Raw genomic sequence first — 18781 nt, 5'->3', positions numbered from 1 at the left:
ACAAGCTAGGTAGCTCTTACCTGGCTTTTTCTTATGGAAAATATCTAAGGAAACTTGACAAGCTTTTCTAATTGTAGTATACTTTCTAGGTAAGCTGATTTAGCTCAGTTGGCAGAGCGCATCCATGGTAAGGATGAGGTCGCCGGTTCAATCCCGGCAATTAGCATGATATAGACAGCAAAAACCTTGATTTACAAGGTTTTTTGTCATGTTTTCCCAAAATGTTTCAAAGATATTTCTATTCACCTGTGTAAATAAAACCAATACTCAATGAAAATCAAAGAGCAAACTAGGAAGCTAGCCGCAGGTTGCTCAAAACACTGCTTTGAGGTTGTAGATAAGACTGACGAAGTCAGCTCAAAACATGTTTTTGAGGTTGTAGATGAAACTGACGAAGTCAGCTCAAAACATGTTTTTGAGGTTGTAGATGAAACTGACGAAGTCAGTAACCATATATACGGTAAGGCGACGCTGACGAAGTTTGAATTTAGTATAAAGAGTTTCGTCTGTTGACAAAAGTCATTCTCTTTAGTAGAATAGAAGATGCGATGAGTCGATAGGTAGTCTTCGGACTACTATTGAGCATAAGGAGGTCATAACGCAGGAGCGGACCTTGATGAGTTGTGTGAACCTGCTCATCACATGAAGATGCCTCTTAGTCCCTGGTCTAGCGACTGGGGATTTTTATTTTCCAAAAAATGATGAAAAAGCTTTGCAATTCATGGAAAAAGTAGTATAATACATCTATTATAGAAATTTTTAGAAAATTCCGAAAGAGGTTATTTATGGGATATACAGTTGCTGTAGTCGGCGCGACAGGTGCTGTCGGTGCTCAAATGATAAAAATGTTGGAAGAATCAACACTTCCAATCGATAAAATTCGTTTACTTGCTTCTGCACGTTCAGCAGGCAAGACTTTGAAATTTAAAGATCAAGATATTACGATTGAAGAAACGACTGAAACAGCTTTTGAAGGAGTTGATATTGCTCTCTTTTCAGCAGGTGGTTCTACATCAGCTAAGTATGCACCATACGCAGTTAAAGCTGGAGCGGTAGTAGTAGATAATACATCTTACTTCCGTCAAAATCCAGATGTTCCTTTGGTTGTTCCAGAGGTCAATGCTCATGCACTTGATGCCCACAACGGGATCATTGCCTGCCCTAACTGTTCAACAATCCAAATGATGGTAGCTCTTGAGCCAGTTCGCCAAAAATGGGGCTTGGACCGTATCATCGTTTCAACTTACCAAGCAGTTTCAGGTGCTGGTATGGGAGCAATTCTTGAGACACAACGTGAACTTCGTGAAGTCTTGAATGATGGTGTAACCCCACGTGATTTGCATGCGGAAATCTTGCCTTCAGGTGGTGATAAGAAACACTATCCTATCGCCTTCAATGCTCTTCCACAAATTGATGTCTTCACTGACAATGATTACACATACGAAGAGATGAAGATGACCAAGGAAACTAAGAAAATTATGGAAGATGATAGCATTGCAGTATCTGCAACATGTGTGCGTATTCCAGTCTTGTCAGCTCACTCTGAGTCAGTTTATATCGAAACAAAAGAAGTGGCTCCAATCGAAGAAGTCAAAGCAGCTATCGCAGCCTTCCCGGGTGCTGTTCTCGAAGATGATGTAGCTCATCAAATCTATCCTCAAGCTATCAATGCAGTTGGTTCGCGTGATACCTTTGTTGGTCGTATCCGTAAAGACTTGGATGCTGAAAAAGGAATTCACATGTGGGTTGTTTCAGACAACCTGCTCAAAGGTGCTGCTTGGAACTCAGTTCAGATTGCAGAAACTCTTCACGAACGTGGCTTGGTTCGTCCAACAGCTGAATTGAAATTTGAATTAAAATAGTCATATCGTTTAGGAGTTCAGATGAACTCCTTCTTTGAAATAGAGAGGTGTTTTCATGTCTTATCAAGATTTAAAAGAGTGTAAAATCATCACAGCCTTTATTACCCCCTTCCATGAGGATGGTTCCATCAATTTTGATGCCATTCCAGCCTTGATTGAGCATTTATTGGCCCATCATACGGATGGAATTCTTCTCGCAGGGACCACTGCTGAGAGTCCAACTCTAACCCACGATGAGGAGTTGGAACTCTTTGCGGCTGTACAAAAGATTGTCAATGGACGCGTTCCCTTGATTGCGGGTGTAGGTACCAATGATACGCGTGATTCTATTGAGTTTGTCAAAGAAGTAGCGGAATTTGGCGGTTTTGCTGCTGGGCTTGCTATTGTTCCTTACTACAACAAACCTTCTCAAGAAGGAATGTATCAGCATTTTAAAGCCATTGCAGATGCTTCTGACCTACCAATTATTATCTATAACATTCCAGGGCGTGTGGTTGTCGAATTAACTCCAGAAACCATGCTTCGTTTGGCTGACCATCCAAATATCATTGGTGTTAAAGAATGTACTAGCTTGGCAAATATGGCTTACTTGATTGAACACAAGCCTGAAGAGTTCTTGATTTATACAGGTGAGGATGGAGATGCTTTCCATGCCATGAATCTTGGTGCGGATGGGGTTATTTCTGTTGCCTCTCATACAAATGGGGATGAAATGCACGAGATGTTTACTGCCATTGCAGAAAGCGATATGAAGAAGGCTGCAGCTATTCAACGTAAATTCATTCCTAAGGTCAATGCCCTCTTCTCTTATCCAAGTCCTGCTCCAGTTAAGGCAGTTTTGAACTATATGGGATTTGAAGCTGGACCAACTCGTCTACCTCTTGTTCCAGCACCAGAAGAAGATGCCAAACGCATTATCAAGGTTGTCGTAGATGGCGACTACGAAGCAACTAAGGCAACTGTAACAGGGGTCTTAAGACCAGATTACTAATAAGACAATAAAATCCATGACCGGATGAAGGATCATGGATTTTTCTTATTTTCCTAAACAGAATTGGCTAAAGAGTTGGGTGATGAGTTCATCAGGAGCAGCATCTCCAGTGATTTCTCCGAGTATTTCCCAAGTACGAGTCAAATCAACTTGAAGTAAATCAACAGGCATCCCCAGTTCAAGACCTTCATTAACAGCTTGTAAGCTTTCAACGGCCTTCTCAATCAAGGAAATGTGACGGGCATTTGATAGGTAGGTTGCGTCTTGCTCAACCAAACCAGCATTTTCAAAGAAGAGGTTGTTGATTCTCTCTTCTATCTTATCAATGTTTTGATTTTTAAGGACTGAAATGCGGATGACATCTTCAGGTAGTTCCGAAGTTTCAATCGCTTCAGGTAGGTCTGTTTTATTAAGTAGAATAATGCGGTTGGTATCCTGACTGATTTCTAAGAGTTGTCTGTCTTGGGTGGTCAGTGGCTCGCTAGCATTTAGCACTAGAAGAACTAAGTCGGCTTCCTTGAGAGCTTTCTTCGATCGCTCAACTCCAATTTGTTCGACGATGTCATCTGTTTCACGGATTCCAGCTGTATCAATCAACTTGAGAGGAACACCGTTGATGTTGACGTATTCTTCGATGACATCTCGGGTAGTACCAGCAATATCAGTCACGATAGCCTTGTCTTCACGCAAGAGGTTGTTGAGAAGGCTGGATTTCCCAACGTTGGGACGTCCGATGATAGCTGTTGAAATTCCTTCACGAAGGATTTTGCCGCGACGGGCTGTTCTAAGAAGATTGGTTAGCAATTGCTCAAACTCCATTGTCTTCTCTCGGACAACAGCAGTAGTCGCTTCCTCAACATCGTCATACTCAGGATAGTCGATATTGACCTCAACTTGGGCAAGTGTATTGAGGATTTCTTGACGGGTATTATTAATCAGCTCAGAAAGGGAACCATCAAGTTGTTTGACCGCAATGTTCATGGCCTTGTCTGTCTTGGCGCGGATGATATCCATGACCGCCTCAGCCTGAGTCAAGTCCACACGTCCATTTAGGAAGGCACGTTTGGTAAATTCACCAGGTTCTGCCAACCGAGCCCCTTCACGAATAGCTAGCTGGAGAATTTCATTGGTCACCGCAATCCCACCGTGGGTGTTAATCTCGATAATATCCTCACGAGTGAAGGTTTTTGGAGACTTCATAGCCCCAACCATAACCTCGTCCATAATTTTTCCTGTCTGAGGGTCAACGATGTGACCGTAGTTAAGGGTATGGCTAGCAACCTTGTTCAAGTCTTTTCCTTTAAAAATCTTTTGCGCAATAGCAAAACTTTCTTCTCCGCTCAGGCGGACAATACCGATAGCCCCTTCACCTAGTGGAGTGGAGATAGCAGCGATGGTATCAAATTCACGTGTAATCATAATGTTTCCTTTAATAAATAGCTCTTTTCTTGGAAATTTTTCCAAGTATCTTTTCAAATTGTAACAAATTTAGGCTATTTCTTCAATGGATGCTACTTGGAGATTGAAAAAGCCTAAGCAATTCTGCTTAAGCTAGCTTATTTGGTGCGCATTTCCCCTTGTGGGAAGTAAGTTCCTTCTGGCATGTCGTTGATGATGACATGGACAGCAGATTGAGGGGCTCCTGTGTTGCGAACAACAGCTTCTGTTACTTCCTTAGCAAGAGCTTTTTTTTGCTCGAGCGTGCGTCCTTCAAATAAATCGATGCGTACAAATGGCATAATGGCTTCCTCCACTAGTTTTTGATTTCTTCTATTTTACCACATTTTGCCGTTTAAAGCTTAAGAAAATTATGATATACTAGAATGTAGCAAAAATTTAGAAATGGACGTGAAGCAAGAAACATGGCACAGTTGTATTATCGTTATGGGACCATGAACTCTGGTAAAACGATTGAGATTCTCAAGGTAGCCTATAACTATGAGGAGCAAGGAAAAGGTGTTGTGATTATGACCTCTGCTCTGGATACGCGTGACGGTGTTGGCTATGTGTCGAGCCGAATCGGTATGAAACGCCCTGCTCTTGCGATTGAGGAGACGACGGATATCTTTGGCTATATCCGAGACCTACCAGAAAAGCCTTACTGTGTTTTGGTCGATGAGGCCCAGTTTCTCAAGCGTCACCATGTTTACGACCTGGCTCGTGTTGTTGACGAGTTAGACATACCTGTCATGGCTTTTGGTTTAAAAAATGACTTTCGCAATGAGTTGTTCGAAGGTTCCAAGTATCTCCTGCTCTTAGCAGACAAGATTGACGAAATCAAGACCATATGTCAGTATTGTAAGAAAAAGGCGATTATGGTTTTGCGAACACAGGATGGATTGCCCGTTTACGATGGTGAGCAGATTCAGATTGGTGGCAATGAAACCTATATCTCGGTTTGCCGTAAACATTATTTTGCGCCAATGATAACCTCTAACAAGGAGCAAAACTATGACAATTGAACTAAGAGATGTTACAATGGAAAATTATTTTGATGTTTTGAATTTGGATGTCAAGGAATATCAAAAACAATTCATTGCTACCAACGCAATTAGTTTAGCTGAAGCATACGTCTACACTAAAAATGGAGATTTTGTAGCTCCATTGGCAGTTTATGATAATGATGCAATTATAGGTTTTGTGATGATAGCTTATGATAAAAAGATCGGAATTAGTAGTGGAAATTATTTACTATTTCGTTTTATGATTGATAAGAATTTTCAAAATCAAGGATATTTTAAACCAATTATGGATAAAGTACTAGACTATGTTCGGACAGCGCCAGCAGGTTTAAGCAATAAACTTTGGTTGTCTTATGAACCAGAAAATGAACATGCAAGATCTTGTTACCTCAGTTATGGATTTAAAGAAACTGGGGAATTATCCGAGAACGAAGTAGTAGCAATCTATGATTTAACAATTGAGAAATAAGGAGAAAAAATGAACATCTATGATCAACTACAAGCTGTAGAAGACCGTTATGAAGAATTAGGAGAGTTGCTCAGTGACCCAGATGTGGTTTCGGACACCAAGCGTTTCATGGAACTCTCAAAAGAAGAGGCTTCAACTCGTGATACAGTAACAGCCTACCGTGAGTACAAACAAGTCCTTCAAAACATCGTTGACGCTGAAGAAATGATTAAGGAATCAGGTGGAGATGCTGACTTGGAAGAAATGGCCAAGCAAGAACTCAAAGATGCCAAGGCTGAAAAAGAAGAATACGAAGAAAAACTGAAAATCTTGCTCCTTCCAAAGGATCCAAACGATGACAAGAACATCATCCTTGAAATTCGTGGTGCGGCTGGTGGTGACGAAGCGGCACTTTTTGCTGGGGATTTGCTAACTATGTACCAAAAGTATGCAGAAGCCCAAGGGTGGCGCTTTGAAGTCATGGAGGCTTCTATGAATGGTGTTGGTGGTTTCAAAGAAGTCGTTGCCATGGTTTCGGGTCAATCTGTATACTCTAAACTCAAGTACGAATCAGGTGCCCACCGTGTACAACGTGTCCCTGTGACAGAAAGCCAAGGCCGTGTACATACTTCGACAGCGACAGTCCTTGTCATGCCTGAAGTCGAAGAAGTAGAATACGATATTGATCCAAAAGACCTTCGTGTTGACATCTATCATGCCTCTGGTGCTGGTGGACAGAACGTCAATAAGGTTGCGACTGCGGTTCGTATCGTTCACTTGCCAACCAATATAAAGGTTGAGATGCAGGAAGAACGTACCCAGCAGAAGAACCGTGAGAAAGCCATGAAAATCATCCGTGCGCGTGTTGCTGACCACTTTGCTCAGATTGCACAAGATGAACAAGACGCTGAGCGTAAGTCGACAATCGGTACTGGTGACCGTTCAGAACGAATCCGTACTTATAATTTCCCACAAAACCGTGTCACAGACCATCGTATTGGTTTGACCCTCCAAAAACTAGATACCATTTTGTCTGGTAAATTGGATGAAGTTGTGGATGCCTTGGTTCTCTATGACCAAACGCAAAAATTAGAAGAATTAAATAAATAATGAAATTAGCTCAATTATTTTCAGATTTTGAAGAAGAATTGATAAGACAGGGAGAGGAAGCAGAAAGCCTCTCTTTTGTCTATCGTAGTCTGAAAGACCTCACGTTTACAGACTTTGTTTTTGCCCTCCAGCAGGAAGTGACGGAAGAGGAAGAAGTATTTGTAAAAGAAATTTTCCAACAGTTAGCAGCTCATAAACCGGCACAGTACATCATTGGACAGGCAGATTTTTATGGAATGCAGCTAAAAGTTGATGAGCGGGTTTTGATTCCCCGTCCAGAGACAGAGGAGTTAGTGGAGCTTATTCTAGCTGAAAATCCTGAGACAAATCTTTCAGTTCTGGATATCGGAACAGGTAGTGGAGCTATTGCTCTCGCCTTAGCAAAAAAAAGACCAGATTGGTCAGTGACAGCAGCAGATATTTCCCAAGATGCTTTAGATGTAGCTAGCGAAAATGCTAAAAATCAAAATCTTCAAATATTTTTAAAAAAATCTGACTGTTTTACAGAAATTTCTGAAAAATATGATATAATTGTTTCCAATCCACCCTATATCTCTCGTGAAGATGAGTCAGAGGTAGGCTTGAATGTCTTGCATTCGGAGCCTCATCTAGCTCTCTTTGCAGACGAGGATGGCCTAGCTATTTACCGTAGAATTGCGGAAGATGCAACAGACTATCTCAAAGATGGTGGTAAGATTTACCTTGAAATTGGATACAAGCAAGGTCAAAGTGTTCCTGAACTTTTTAGGAAGCATATTCCTGAAAAGCGAGTTCGAACACTCAAGGACCAGTTTGGTCAAGATAGGATGGTTGTCGTTGATGATGGACAGGATTAGGCAAGAGTTGGAAAAGGGTGGAGCTGTTGTTCTGCCTACAGAGACGGTTTACGGTCTCTTTGCCAAGGCTCTAGACGAAAAAGCAGTTGATCATGTATACCAGCTCAAACGTCGTCCTAGAGATAAGGCACTCAATCTCAATATCGCCTCTCTAGAGGACATCTTTCACTTTTCTAAGAATCAACCATCTTATCTGCAAAAACTTGTAGAGACCTTTTTGCCAGGTCCCTTGACCATTATCCTAGAAGCCAATGACCGAGTTCCCTATTGGGTCAATTCTGGCCTCGCGACTGTTGGATTTCGGATGCCTAGTCATCCCATTACCCTTGATTTGATTCGAGAGACGGGACCCTTGATTGGGCCGTCTGCCAATATTTCAGGTCAGGCAAGTGGAGTAACCTTTGAACAAATTCTGAAGGATTTTGATCAAGAGGTTCTGGGACTGGAAGACGATGCTTTTCTAACTGGACAAGATTCAACTATTTTGGACTTGTCTGGAGACAAGGTGAAAATCTTACGCCAAGGGGCCATTAAGCGAGAAGATATTCTTGCTCGGTTGCCAGAGATTTCTTTTGAGGAGGAATGAGATGCTAAGAGATTTACAAGAAACAGATGTGAAAGCCATATGTGACATCAACCAAGATGCTTTGGGTTATTCTTTTAGTCCAGAGGACACAGTTAGTCAACTAGCTAGATTATCTCAGGATTCACATCATTTCCTACTTGCTTATGAGGATGAAGCTAGTCATGCCTTGCTTGGATATGTCCACGCTGAGGTCTATGAATCACTTTATTCTAAAGCAGGATTTAATATTTTAGCCTTAGCAGTTTCACCTCGAGCGCAATGTCAAGGTATTGGTAAAAGCTTATTACAAGGGTTGGAAGAAGAAGCAAAAAGACGTGGTTACGGGTTTATCCGCTTAAACTCAGCCGATCATCGTCTGGGTGCTCATGCATTTTATGAAAAAGTTGGTTATACTTGTGATAAAATGCAGAAACGGTTTATTCGCATCTTTTAGTTTAATTTTCTAATAAGAAAATTAAACTAATGGACTAGTCACATAATAAAAGGAGAAGACCTATGATTTTTGACAAAGATGATTTTAAAGCATACGATGCTGATCTCTGGAATGCTATTGCCAAAGAAGAAGAACGCCAACAAAATAACATTGAGTTGATTGCTTCGGAAAACGTAGTTTCCAAGGCTGTTATGGCAGCTCAAGGGTCTATCTTGACGAATAAATACGCCGAAGGCTACCCAGGCCGCCGTTATTATGGTGGAACTGATGTGGTAGACGTGGTAGAAAGTCTAGCTATTGAACGTGCAAAAGAAATTTTCGGCGCTAAATTTGCCAATGTCCAACCTCACTCAGGAAGCCAAGCTAACTGTGCGGCTTACATGGCCTTGATTGAGCCGGGTGATACGGTTATGGGGATGGATTTGGCAGCAGGTGGACATTTGACCCACGGAGCTCCTGTCAGCTTCTCTGGTCAAACCTACAACTTTGTTTCTTATAGTGTGGACCCTGAAACGGAACTCTTGGATTTTGATGCTATCTTGAAACAAGCCCAAGAAGTAAAGCCAAAATTGATCGTAGCAGGTGCTTCAGCCTATTCTCAAATTATCGACTTTTCAAAATTCCGTGAAATTGCGGACGCTGTTGGGGCTAAACTTATGGTAGATATGGCTCATATCGCTGGTTTGGTTGCTGCTGGTCTTCACCCAAGTCCAGTACCATACGCTCATATCACGACAACCACAACCCACAAAACCCTTCGTGGCCCTCGTGGTGGTTTGATTTTGACCAATGATGAGGAACTAGCTAAGAAGATCAATTCAGCTATTTTCCCAGGTATTCAGGGCGGTCCTTTGGAGCATGTTGTTGCTGCTAAGGCAGTTTCCTTCAAAGAAGTATTAGATCCAGCCTTCAAGGAATATGCTGCTAATGTTATCAAGAACAGCAAGGCTATGGCAGATGTCTTCTTGCAAGACCCTGATTTCCGTATTATTTCTGGCGGGACTGAAAACCATCTCTTCCTAGTGGATGTGACTAAAGTTGTAGAAAACGGAAAAGTTGCTCAAAACTTGCTGGATGAAGTCAATATTACCCTAAATAAAAACTCAATTCCTTACGAAACCTTGTCACCATTCAAGACAAGTGGGATTCGTATCGGATCTGCAGCCATTACTGCGCGTGGATTTGGTGAAGAAGAGAGTCGCAAAGTGGCTGAACTCATCATTAAAACCCTTAAGAATGCAGAAAATGAGGCTGTATTAGCAGAAGTGAGAAGTGCAGTCAAAGAATTGACGGATGCCTTCCCATTATACGAGGACTAAAATTTTTATGGATATTTATATTAAGAAAGCCATTATCCACCAGTTCAGTCCGGATGATACCGAGCTGTTCCTAGCGGATAAGTTTCTCAATATTACTCCAAAAATCGAAGAATACCTGCGTAAAAAAATTGAACGTGTGTATTCAGATGAAGCCAAGACTGGGATTTTCGAGGAAGAAAATCCCTTCTTCAATCATATCACAGACGATTTGTTGGAGACATCAGTAAAGCTGGCTAATCTATGGAAAGAGGAGTTCAGTATTTCAGAAAATCTCAAGACCAATGACTTGATTTTTGTGCAATTTTCTAAAGAAGGTATAGAGCATTTCGCTTTCTTGCGAATTGCTCTGCGTGAGACCTTGACTCACCTCGGAGGAGAAGTTGATAATCCAATCAAGCTGACTCAGAATAACCTGCCTGGATTTGGAACGGGTGCTGACGAAGCCTTGGTGGTCAACCTTCAGAGTCGCAAGTACCATCTGATTGAAAAACGAATCAAGTACAACGGAACTTTTTTGAACTATTTTTCAGAAAATCTTCTTGCCGTCGCCCCCAAGATTTCTCCTAAGAAATCCATCAAGGAACTAGAAAAAACGGCACAGAGAATTGCTGAATCTTTTAATACAGACGATTTTCAATTTCAATCCAAGGTCAAATCAGCGATTTTCAACAACCTAGAAGAAAGCAATGAATTGTCACCTGAGAAATTGGCCAATGACCTTTTTGATAACAACCTGACGGCTCGTCTGAGCTTTATTGACCAAGTCAAGGAAGCTGTACCAGAGCCAGTTCAGTTTGATGAAATTGATGCCAGTCGCCAATTAAAGAAATTTGAAAACCAAAAACTCTCCTTGTCAAATGGAATTGAGCTCATCGTTCCCAATAACGTTTATCAAGACGCCGAGTCTGTTGAGTTTATCCAAAATGACAATGGAACCTACTCTATCTTAATCAAAAATATCGAGGATATTCAAAGTAAATAATGTTTAAACGAATTCGAAGAGTGCTTGTACTAGCAGTCTTCCTTTTTGCTGGCTATAAAGCTTACCGTGTTCACCAAGATGTCAAGCAAGTCATGACCTATCAACCCATGGTGCGCGAAATCTTGAGTGAAAAAGACACCCCAGCAAACGAAGAACTTGTGCTCGCTATGATTTATACCGAAACAAAAGGAAAAGAAGGCGATGTTATGCAATCTAGTGAGTCTGCAAGTGGTTCAACCAATACCATCAATGATAACGCCTCTAGCATTCGGCAAGGCGTTCAAACTCTGACAGACAATCTCTATCTGGCCCAGAAGAAGGGGGTAGATGTCTGGACGGCTGTTCAAGCCTATAATTTTGGACCTGCCTATATCGATTTTATCGCCCAAAATGGTAAGGAAAACACCTTGGCTCTGGCCAAACAGTACTCTCGTGAGACTGTTGCTCCCTTGCTTGGCAATACCACTGGAAAGACTTATAGTTATATTCATCCCATTTCTATTTTTCATGGAGCCGAACTCTATGTAAATGGAGGAAACTATTATTATTCTAGACAGGTGCAACTCAACCTTTACATCATCAAATGTTTCACTATCTTTTCGACATCTGGCTAGTCCAGGTGTTTTTGTTATAAGTTTTCTTTAAGATAGATATATTACTCTAGAAAGGTAAAGGAGGAAATTCCCTATGAGAAAGAAACTCTTTCTGACTAGTGCTGCGGTCTTGTGGGCGGTAACAGCTATGAATAGTGTCCATGCAGCAACAGATGTTCAAAAAGTTATTGATGAAACCTATGTCCAACCTGAATATGTCCTAGGTTCATCATTGTCTGAAGAGCAAAAAAATCAAACCCTAAAAAAACTAGGCTACAATGCCTCAACAGACACCAAAGAACTCAAGACCATGACACCTGATGTCTATTCTAAGATTATGAATGTTGCCAATGACTCTAGCTTACAATTGTATTCATCAGCCAAGATTCAAAAGCTAGGTGACAAATCGCCACTTGAGGTCAAGATTGAAACACCAGAAAACATCACTAAGGTGACGCAGGATATGTACCGAAATGCAGCTGTAACTTTGGGAGTGGAACATGCCAAAATCACTGTTGCAGCCCCCATTCCAGTTACAGGAGAAAGTGCTTTAGCAGGAATTTATTATTCGCTAGAGGCTAATGGAGCTAAGGTGCCACAAGCCAACAAAGATTTGGCTCAAGAAGAGCTAAAGGCTTTGTCCGATATCAATGCTGAAAACAAGGACAAAACTGGCTATGATGCTAATAAATTAAACGTTGCCCTAGCAGATATTAAGTCAGGACTCGCCAAAGCTAAAGAAAGCAAGGGAAATCTGACGGAGGAAGATGTCCGTAAAATCGTTGAAGATACCTTAAAAAATTACAAACTTGATCAGCTTATAACAGGAAACCAGATCAATATCATCATCAATTTTGCTTTGAATCTTTCAAAAAGTGATATCCTCAGCAATGCAGACTTCACTAAAACCCTGAATGACCTTAAACAAAGTATTGTTTCACAAGCTGGCGACAGTTTTAAAAATATTAACCTTAACTTTGATGCTGATAAGGCGCTAGAGGACGGCGGTAACTTCTTAAGCTCCCTCTGGCAAGCCATTGTCAACTTCTTCAAGAGTTTTGGTTCTTAATACTCTTCGAAAATCTCTTCAAACCACGTCAACGTCGCCTTGCCGTACTCAAGTACAGCCTGTGGCTAGTTTCCTAGTTTGCTCTTTGATTTTCATTGAGTATAAGCTATTACAAAAAGGTAGTCAGATTTTTTCAGAAAAATGTTTTATAAATATTCACAAATCTCCTATATTTATGGTAAAATAGAATCATCATTTTATTTTGGAGTCAAAGATGAATATATTTAGAACAAAGAACGTTAGTTTAGATAAAACAGAGATGCACAGGCATTTGAAGTTATGGGATTTGATTTTGCTGGGTATCGGAGCCATGGTAGGGACAGGTGTCTTTACAATTACAGGTACTGCAGCCGCAACTCTAGCTGGTCCAGCCCTAGTGATTTCAATCGTCATTTCTGCCTTGTGTGTGGGATTATCAGCCCTCTTTTTTGCAGAATTTGCTTCACGAGTACCTGCTACAGGTGGTGCCTACAGTTATCTCTATGCTATCTTAGGAGAATTTCCAGCTTGGTTGGCTGGTTGGTTAACCATGATGGAATTCATGACAGCCATATCTGGTGTGGCTTCGGGTTGGGCAGCTTATTTTAAAGGCTTGCTTTCTCAATATGGGATAGCCCTTCCTCAGGCTTTAAATGGTACCTTTAATCCTCAAGCAGGGACATTTGTTGATTTATTGCCTATTCTTGTCTTGGTCTTGGTGACCTCACTTGTTTTACTCAATGCTAAAGCAGCATTACGTTTTAATTCTATTCTAGTTATTTTGAAATTTTCCGCTTTAGCTCTCTTTGTTTTAGTAGGAATTTGGCATATCAAACTTGATAATTGGAGCAATTTTGCTCCTTATGGTTTTGGACAAATCTATGGCGCTAGTACCGGTATTATGGCTGGTGCGTCCTTGATGTTCTTCGGTTTTTTGGGATTTGAATCCATCTCTATGGCCGTAGATGAGGTCAAGACTCCTCAAAAAAATATTCCTAGAGGGATTGTTTTATCGCTTTCTATCGTAACCATTCTTTATGCCTTGGTGACGCTTGTTTTGACTGGTGTGGTTCACTATAGTCATCTAAATGTTGATGATGCCGTTGCCTTTGCCCTTCGTAGCGTTGGGATTAATTGGGCAGCCAACTATGTGTCATTAGTGGCTATCTTGACCTTGATTACAGTTTGTATTTCGATGACCTATGCCCTATCGCGTATGATTTACAGTTTAGCACGTGACGGATTGATGCCTGCCGCCTTTAAAGAACTAACGAAGACTAGCAAGGTACCAAAGAATGCTACTATCTTGACGGGTCTAGCCTCAGCGGTAGCTGCAGGAATATTCCCACTAGCCAGTATCGCAGCCTTCTTAAACATTTGTACCTTGGCCTACTTGATCATGTTGGCTTATGGTTTGATTCGCTTACGGAGAGAAAAGGGGATGCCCAAAGCTGGAGAATTTAAAACACCACTGGTACCATTATTACCAATTTTATCAATCATCATTTGTTTGTCCTTCATGTTGCAGTATAATGTGGAAACTTGGATTGCTTTCCTAGTTGCGTTGTTAGTAGGAAGTATTATTTACTTCACTTATGGTTATAAGCATTCTACCATAGAAGAATAATACTCTTCGAAAATCTCTTCAAACCACGTCAGCTTCGCCTTGCCGTATGTATGGTTACTGACTTCGTCAGTTTCATCTACAACCTCAAAAACATGTTTTGAGCTGACTTCGTCAGTCTTATCTACAACCTCAAAACAGTGTTTTGAGTAGCCTGTGGCTAGCTTCCTAGTTTGCTCTTTGATTTTCATTGAGTATATAAAGTGAGAATCTGTTGAGTTGTTGAAACTCAGCAGATTTTTATATGTGAAAGAAATTTCAATTTTTTTCTTGAAATAGCTTGACAGATTAAATTTTTAGGAGTAGAATGTTTACCAGTTAATTAAATAGTTAAGGGGTTATCCATGAAAAAACAAAGTTTATTTTTAGTATTGTTAAGTGTCTTTCTTTTGTGTTTAGGGGCTTGTGGTCAAAAGGAAAGCCAGACAGGGAAAGGGATGAAGATTGTGACCAGTTTTTATCCTATCTACGCTATGGTCAAGGAAGTGTCAGGTGACTTGAATGATGTTCGGATGATTCAGTCAAGTAGTGGGATTCACTCCTTTGAACCTTCAGCAAATGACATCGCGGCCATCTATGATGCAGATGTCTTTGTTTACCATTCTCATACGCTAGAATCTTGGGCAGGAAGTTTAGATCCCAATCTAAAGAAATCTAAAGTGAAGGTTTTAGAGGCTTCAGAGGGAATGACTTTAGACCGCGTCCCAGGGCTAGAAGAGGTGGAAGCAGGGGATGGAGTTGATGAAAAAACGCTCTATGACCCTCACACTTGGCTAGATCCTGAAAAAGCTGGCGAAGAAGCTCAGATTATCGCTGATAAACTTTCAGAGGTGGATAGTGAGCATAAAGAAACTTACCAGAAAAATGCGCAAGCCTTTATCAAAAAAGCTCAAGAATTGACTAAGAAATTCCAGCCTAAATTTGAAAAAGCTACTCAGAAAACATTTGTAACACAACATACAGCCTTTTCTTATCTAGCGAAGAGATTTGGACTTAATCAACTTGGTATTGCAGGCATCTCTCCTGAACAAGAACCAAGTCCACGACAACTAACAGAAATTCAGGAATTTGTTAAAACCTATAAGGTTAAAACGATTTTTACAGAAAGTAACGCTTCTTCAAAAGTAGCTGAAACTCTTGTCAAATCAACAGGTGTGGGTCTTAAAACTCTGAATCCTTTAGAGGCAGACCCACAAAATGACAAGACCTATTTAGAAAATCTTGAAGAAAATATGAGTGTTCTAGCAGAAGAATTAAAGTGAGATAAGAATGAAAATCAATAAAAAATATGTAGCGGGTTCAGTGGCAGTTCTTGCCCTAAGTGTTTGTTCCTATGAACTTGGTCGTTACCAAGCTGGTCAAGTTAAGAAAGATTCTAATCGAGTTGCTTATATAGATGCTGATCAGGCTGGTCAAAAGGCAGAGAACTTGACACCAGATGAAGTCAGTAAGAGAGAGGGAATCAACGCCGAACAAATTGTTATCAAGATTACGGATCAAGGTTATGTGACCTCTCATGGGGACCATTATCACTACTATAATGGTAAGGTTCCTTATGATGCCATCATCAGTGAAGAACTCCTCATGAAAGATCCGAATTATCAGTTGAAGAATGCAGATATTGTTAATGAAATCAAGGGTGGCTATGTGATTAAGGTAGACGGGAAATACTATGTTTACCTTAAAGATGCGGCTCATGCGGACAATATTCGTACAAAAGAAGAGATTAAACGACAGAAGCAGGAACACAGTCATAATCATGGAGGCGGTTCTAACGATCAGGCGGTAGTTGCTGCCAGAGCTCAAGGACGTTATACAACGGATGACGGTTATATCTTCAACGCATCTGATATCATCGAAGATACGGGTGATGCCTATATCGTTCCTCATGGCAATCACTTCCACTATATTCCTAAGAGTGATTTGTCTGCCAGTGAATTAGCTGCTGCCCAAGCCTTCTTATCTGGAAAAGGTGGGCAATTAAGTACGGTTGAATATCGTTCAAGCAGAGCTGAAACAAGATCTAGTGTGAGAACGAGTCAATCTGAGACACCTCAAAATCCTGCAACAGATTCTGAAAGTCAAAGTGAGGATTTAGCTAGTCTTCTTCAAGAATTGTACGCTTTGCCACTTAGCCAACGTCATGTGGAGTCTGATGGATTAGTATTTGACCCAGCACAGATTACAAAACGAACTGCCAATGGTGTGGCAGTGCCTCACGGAGATCATTTCCATTTCATACCTTATTCGCAAATGTCTGCTTTGGAAGAAAAATTGGCTCGAAATCTACCAATTGGAGGTCAGCCAGTTCAAAGTCATGCTGACAATCCGAAACCAAGCAGTACAGATAAACCAAGTTCAACCATTAAACCAAACTTTAATCTCAATACGCCAGCACCGAATCGAGGAACTGGAGGCGCTTATACAACGGATGATGGGTATGTCTTTAGTCCGACAGATGTGATTGAAGATACAGGTGACGCTTTTGTTGTACCGCACGGCAATCATTTCCACTATATACCTAAGAGTGATTTGTCAGCAGGAGAATTAGCTGCCGCCCAAGCTTACTGGAATGGGAAGCAGGGTTCTCATTCTTCTACAAGCTCAAGTAAACCAAGTAGTGATAATGCTAAACCAGTCCAACCAAGTTTGACAGAGACTCCAAACCTGACTGTCACCCCAACTTATCATCAAAATCAAGGGGAAGATATCCCAACACTTTTAAGTGAATTGTATGCCAAACCTTTATCAGAACGCCATGTAGAATCGGATGGCTTAGTCTTTGATCCGGCACAAATCATCAAACGTACAGCTAACGGTGTTGCAGTGCCACACGGAGATCATTATCACTTTATTCCTTATTCACAAATGTCTGATTTAGAGCAGAAGATTGCTAGAATTATTCCGTTAAAAGGGCAAAATGGATTAAATCAAATTGGTACAGATATTAAACCTTTAGTATCAAAAGAAGTAGTTCATAAGTTCTTAGGGAAAGCAATCAAAGCTTATGGAAAAGGTTTAGATGGTAAACCTTATGATACGAGCGATGGATATATATTTACCAAAGATTCAATCGATTCTGTTGATAAATCAGGTGTTATTGCCAAACACGGAGATCATTTCCATTATATGGGGTATGGTGAATTAGAACAATTCGAATTGGATGAGGTTGCAAAATGGATTCAAGAGACTGGTAAAAATCCAGCTGACATCGTTTCTTCAGTTCACTCAGATGAGAAGGAAAGACCAAAGTTTGATTATAAAAAAGTAACTAATAGAATTTCTAGAAATAGTAAAGTTGGTTATATAATTAATGAAGGTGGTAAAGATTATTTTTATTCACGTGAAGAGCTCGATCTTACTCAAATAGCTTTTTCTGAGCAGGAACTAATGCTTAAAGATAAAGATAATTATCGTTATGATATTGTAGAAACAGAAATTAAACCAAGATTAGCTGTTGATGTATCTAGCTTGCCTATGCATGCAGCTAATACTACGTATGATACTGGAACTTCCTTCATTATTCCGCATATCGACCACATTCACGTCGTACCTTATTCTTGGTTAAATAGTGAGCAAATAGCAACTATAAAATATGTCATGCAACATCCTGATGTGCGTCCTGAAGTTTGGTCAAAACCAGGTCATGATGATGCTGGATCTGTTATTGCTAATGTAACTCCTCTTGAAAAACGTCTTGGAATGCAGAACTGGCAAATTATCCATTCTGCGGAAGAAGTTCAGAAAGCACTTAAAGAAGGCAAGTTTGCAACACCTGATGGATATATTTTTGATCCTCAGGATGTATTGGCAAAGGGAACCTATATTTGGGCAGATAAATCTTTCAGTATTCCAAAAGCTAGCGGTGATTCATTGAGAAGTATCAATCAGTCTGATTTATCAGATAAAGAGTGGAAACAAGCTCAAGAGTTGATAGCTAAAAGAAGTGAAGAAAAAGAAACAACAAATGATTCTTCTAATTCACATCTAGTTTCTTCAGATAAGAAATCGGAAATAAAGAAAGATTCAACGGATTCAAACAAAGTTGATGAACAACCAAAGGATAATAAATCTCAAAATGAAGCAGATGCGACTAGCAGCAATCCTTCGGTCGAAAAAGTTGGTGAAGAAGAAAAATCACATACAGAAAATAAAGAAGATGATTATGATGAGATACCAGATTATGGATTAGATAAGGCTACTTTAAAAAATCGTATAAATAAAATAGCACAAATTGCTCAAATTGATTCTAAATACCTTATTTTTTCTTCAGAAGGTGTTCAATTTTATAATAAGAATGGGGATTTAGTAACCTATGATATTAAAACTCTTAAGCAAATAAAACCTTAGAATATTTTGACTAATAATAATCTACTTGAAAGGACATTGTTCTATTTTTGGATAGAATAACGTCCTTTTTATTCTGTATATCGAATTGAAGTTAGAATGCTACATTCTGGTTTCTAAAACATTTCTAGAAATTAATT

19 protein-coding genes and 1 tRNA gene are annotated in these 18781 nt (G+C 40.3%); 17 read left to right on the top strand and 3 right to left on the bottom strand.

The genetic code is table 11. The features are described from left to right. Window positions 1-93: 93 nt before the first annotated feature. The 4 genes from B7695_RS05435 (at window position 94) to dapA (ending at window position 2853) form a co-directional block, all read left to right on the top strand. Window positions 94-166 (top strand) — tRNA-Thr (locus B7695_RS05435). A 104-nt stretch (window positions 167-270) separates the two neighbouring features. Then, a complete protein-coding gene (locus B7695_RS11435; protein WP_084890244.1) occupies window positions 271-513 on the top strand; it encodes a hypothetical protein in 243 nt (80 codons plus the stop codon). 272 nt (window positions 514-785) lie between these two features. Beyond that, on the top strand, window positions 786-1862 hold the full coding sequence (locus B7695_RS05425) for an aspartate-semialdehyde dehydrogenase (protein ID WP_000542464.1): 1077 nt from the start codon (window positions 786-788) through the stop codon (window positions 1860-1862). A gap of 55 nt (window positions 1863-1917) precedes the next feature. After that, window positions 1918-2853: a 4-hydroxy-tetrahydrodipicolinate synthase gene (dapA, locus tag B7695_RS05420; RefSeq protein ID WP_000121606.1), complete on the top strand. Its 936-nt coding sequence runs from the start codon at window positions 1918-1920 to the stop codon at window positions 2851-2853. A 45-nt stretch (window positions 2854-2898) separates the two neighbouring features. Here dapA and mnmE read toward each other — a convergent pair whose 3' ends face one another. Together mnmE and B7695_RS05410 are read right to left on the bottom strand one after the other, a co-directional pair. Continuing rightward, complete coding sequence (mnmE, locus tag B7695_RS05415) at window positions 2899-4272, bottom strand: tRNA uridine-5-carboxymethylaminomethyl(34) synthesis GTPase MnmE (protein ID WP_084890242.1); 1374 nt, start codon at window positions 4270-4272, stop codon at window positions 2899-2901. A 137-nt stretch (window positions 4273-4409) separates the two neighbouring features. Further along, window positions 4410-4592, bottom strand: coding sequence for a 4-oxalocrotonate tautomerase (locus B7695_RS05410; protein WP_001117401.1), 183 nt, complete (start codon window positions 4590-4592; stop codon window positions 4410-4412). A 123-nt stretch (window positions 4593-4715) separates the two neighbouring features. Here B7695_RS05410 and B7695_RS05405 point away from each other — a divergent pair, with 123 nt between their 5' ends. The 11 genes from B7695_RS05405 (at window position 4716) to B7695_RS05350 (ending at window position 14297) form a co-directional block, all read left to right on the top strand. Next, window positions 4716-5315 (top strand): thymidine kinase, encoded by a 600-nt coding sequence (locus B7695_RS05405; RefSeq protein ID WP_084890240.1) that lies wholly within the window; start codon window positions 4716-4718, stop codon window positions 5313-5315. Beyond that, on the top strand, window positions 5305-5784 hold the full coding sequence (locus tag B7695_RS05400) for a GNAT family N-acetyltransferase (RefSeq protein ID WP_084890237.1): 480 nt from the start codon (window positions 5305-5307) through the stop codon (window positions 5782-5784). The genes B7695_RS05405 and B7695_RS05400 overlap by 11 nt, the downstream gene beginning before the upstream one ends. Window positions 5785-5793: 9 nt before the next feature. Next, window positions 5794-6873, top strand: coding sequence for a peptide chain release factor 1 (gene prfA / locus B7695_RS05395; RefSeq protein ID WP_001028815.1), 1080 nt, complete (start codon window positions 5794-5796; stop codon window positions 6871-6873). After that, window positions 6873-7709, top strand: coding sequence for a peptide chain release factor N(5)-glutamine methyltransferase (gene prmC / locus B7695_RS05390; RefSeq protein ID WP_084890234.1), 837 nt, complete (start codon window positions 6873-6875; stop codon window positions 7707-7709). Before prfA ends, prmC begins: the two co-directional genes overlap by 1 nt. Then, window positions 7693-8295, top strand: coding sequence for an L-threonylcarbamoyladenylate synthase (locus B7695_RS05385; RefSeq protein WP_192855736.1), 603 nt, complete (start codon window positions 7693-7695; stop codon window positions 8293-8295). Before prmC ends, B7695_RS05385 begins: the two co-directional genes overlap by 17 nt. 1 nt (window position 8296) lies before the next feature. Continuing rightward, window positions 8297-8728, top strand: a complete 432-nt coding sequence (locus B7695_RS05380) for a GNAT family N-acetyltransferase (RefSeq protein WP_084890229.1) — start codon at window positions 8297-8299, stop codon at window positions 8726-8728. 62 nt (window positions 8729-8790) lie between these two features. Continuing rightward, window positions 8791-10047 carry a serine hydroxymethyltransferase gene (glyA, locus tag B7695_RS05375; protein ID WP_084890226.1) on the top strand — a complete coding sequence of 419 codons (1257 nt, stop codon included), beginning with the start codon at window positions 8791-8793 and terminating at the stop codon, window positions 10045-10047. A gap of 7 nt (window positions 10048-10054) precedes the next feature. Continuing rightward, window positions 10055-11029, top strand: coding sequence for a nucleoid-associated protein (locus B7695_RS05370; protein WP_192855735.1), 975 nt, complete (start codon window positions 10055-10057; stop codon window positions 11027-11029). Next, the gene (gene pmp23, locus B7695_RS05365) at window positions 11029-11643 is read left to right on the top strand and encodes a cell wall hydrolase Pmp23 (RefSeq protein WP_084890221.1); all 615 of its coding nucleotides are present in this window, start codon (window positions 11029-11031) and stop codon (window positions 11641-11643) included. Before B7695_RS05370 ends, pmp23 begins: the two co-directional genes overlap by 1 nt. Window positions 11644-11716: 73 nt before the next feature. Further along, window positions 11717-12691 carry a DUF1002 domain-containing protein gene (locus B7695_RS05360; protein ID WP_084890219.1) on the top strand — a complete coding sequence of 325 codons (975 nt, stop codon included), beginning with the start codon at window positions 11717-11719 and terminating at the stop codon, window positions 12689-12691. Window positions 12692-12905: 214 nt separating this feature from the next. After that, window positions 12906-14297: an APC family permease gene (locus B7695_RS05350; protein ID WP_084890216.1), complete on the top strand. Its 1392-nt coding sequence runs from the start codon at window positions 12906-12908 to the stop codon at window positions 14295-14297. Here B7695_RS05350 and B7695_RS11430 read toward each other — a convergent pair. Continuing rightward, window positions 14270-14485, bottom strand: coding sequence for a hypothetical protein (locus tag B7695_RS11430; protein WP_084890214.1), 216 nt, complete (start codon window positions 14483-14485; stop codon window positions 14270-14272). The two genes, B7695_RS05350 and B7695_RS11430, sit on opposite strands and share 28 nt — an antisense overlap. Window positions 14486-14638: 153 nt before the next feature. On the opposite strand from B7695_RS11430, the gene adcAII reads away from it, so the two are divergent. Both adcAII and B7695_RS05335 read left to right on the top strand, forming a co-directional pair. Further along, window positions 14639-15556 carry a zinc-binding lipoprotein AdcAII gene (adcAII, locus tag B7695_RS05340; RefSeq protein ID WP_084890212.1) on the top strand — a complete coding sequence of 306 codons (918 nt, stop codon included), beginning with the start codon at window positions 14639-14641 and terminating at the stop codon, window positions 15554-15556. Between the two features lie 7 nt (window positions 15557-15563). Next, window positions 15564-18644 (top strand): pneumococcal-type histidine triad protein, encoded by a 3081-nt coding sequence (locus tag B7695_RS05335; RefSeq protein ID WP_084890211.1) that lies wholly within the window; start codon window positions 15564-15566, stop codon window positions 18642-18644. Window positions 18645-18781 lie beyond the last annotated feature (137 nt).

It is taken from the genome of Streptococcus mitis (assembly GCF_002096845.1).
Classification (GTDB): domain Bacteria; phylum Bacillota; class Bacilli; order Lactobacillales; family Streptococcaceae; genus Streptococcus; species Streptococcus mitis_A.
This window is presented reverse-complemented; position numbering and strand designations above follow the sequence as displayed.

Bases quoted from the DNA above. Each gene is read 5' to 3' on its own strand.
- pmp23 (WP_084890221.1), top strand. From the start codon at position 11,029: ATGTTTAAACGAATTCGAAGAGTGCTTGTACTAGCAGTCTTCCTTTTT.
- dapA (WP_000121606.1), top strand. From the start codon at position 1,918: ATGTCTTATCAAGATTTAAAAGAGTGTAAAATCATCACAGCCTTTATT.
- prmC (WP_084890234.1), top strand. From the start codon at position 6,873: ATGAAATTAGCTCAATTATTTTCAGATTTTGAAGAAGAATTGATAAGA.
- B7695_RS11430 (WP_084890214.1), bottom strand. From the start codon at position 14,485: ATGAAAATCAAAGAGCAAACTAGGAAGCTAGCCACAGGCTACTCAAAA.
- B7695_RS05385 (WP_192855736.1), top strand. From the start codon at position 7,693: ATGATGGACAGGATTAGGCAAGAGTTGGAAAAGGGTGGAGCTGTTGTT.
- B7695_RS05400 (WP_084890237.1), top strand. From the start codon at position 5,305: ATGACAATTGAACTAAGAGATGTTACAATGGAAAATTATTTTGATGTT.
- B7695_RS05350 (WP_084890216.1), top strand. From the start codon at position 12,906: ATGAATATATTTAGAACAAAGAACGTTAGTTTAGATAAAACAGAGATG.
- mnmE (WP_084890242.1), bottom strand. From the start codon at position 4,272: ATGATTACACGTGAATTTGATACCATCGCTGCTATCTCCACTCCACTA.
- B7695_RS05370 (WP_192855735.1), top strand. From the start codon at position 10,055: ATGGATATTTATATTAAGAAAGCCATTATCCACCAGTTCAGTCCGGAT.
- B7695_RS05405 (WP_084890240.1), top strand. From the start codon at position 4,716: ATGGCACAGTTGTATTATCGTTATGGGACCATGAACTCTGGTAAAACG.
- adcAII (WP_084890212.1), top strand. From the start codon at position 14,639: ATGAAAAAACAAAGTTTATTTTTAGTATTGTTAAGTGTCTTTCTTTTG.
- B7695_RS05425 (WP_000542464.1), top strand. From the start codon at position 786: ATGGGATATACAGTTGCTGTAGTCGGCGCGACAGGTGCTGTCGGTGCT.
- B7695_RS11435 (WP_084890244.1), top strand. From the start codon at position 271: ATGAAAATCAAAGAGCAAACTAGGAAGCTAGCCGCAGGTTGCTCAAAA.
- prfA (WP_001028815.1), top strand. From the start codon at position 5,794: ATGAACATCTATGATCAACTACAAGCTGTAGAAGACCGTTATGAAGAA.
- B7695_RS05335 (WP_084890211.1), top strand. From the start codon at position 15,564: ATGAAAATCAATAAAAAATATGTAGCGGGTTCAGTGGCAGTTCTTGCC.
- glyA (WP_084890226.1), top strand. From the start codon at position 8,791: ATGATTTTTGACAAAGATGATTTTAAAGCATACGATGCTGATCTCTGG.
- B7695_RS05360 (WP_084890219.1), top strand. From the start codon at position 11,717: ATGAGAAAGAAACTCTTTCTGACTAGTGCTGCGGTCTTGTGGGCGGTA.
- B7695_RS05380 (WP_084890229.1), top strand. From the start codon at position 8,297: ATGCTAAGAGATTTACAAGAAACAGATGTGAAAGCCATATGTGACATC.
- B7695_RS05410 (WP_001117401.1), bottom strand. From the start codon at position 4,592: ATGCCATTTGTACGCATCGATTTATTTGAAGGACGCACGCTCGAGCAA.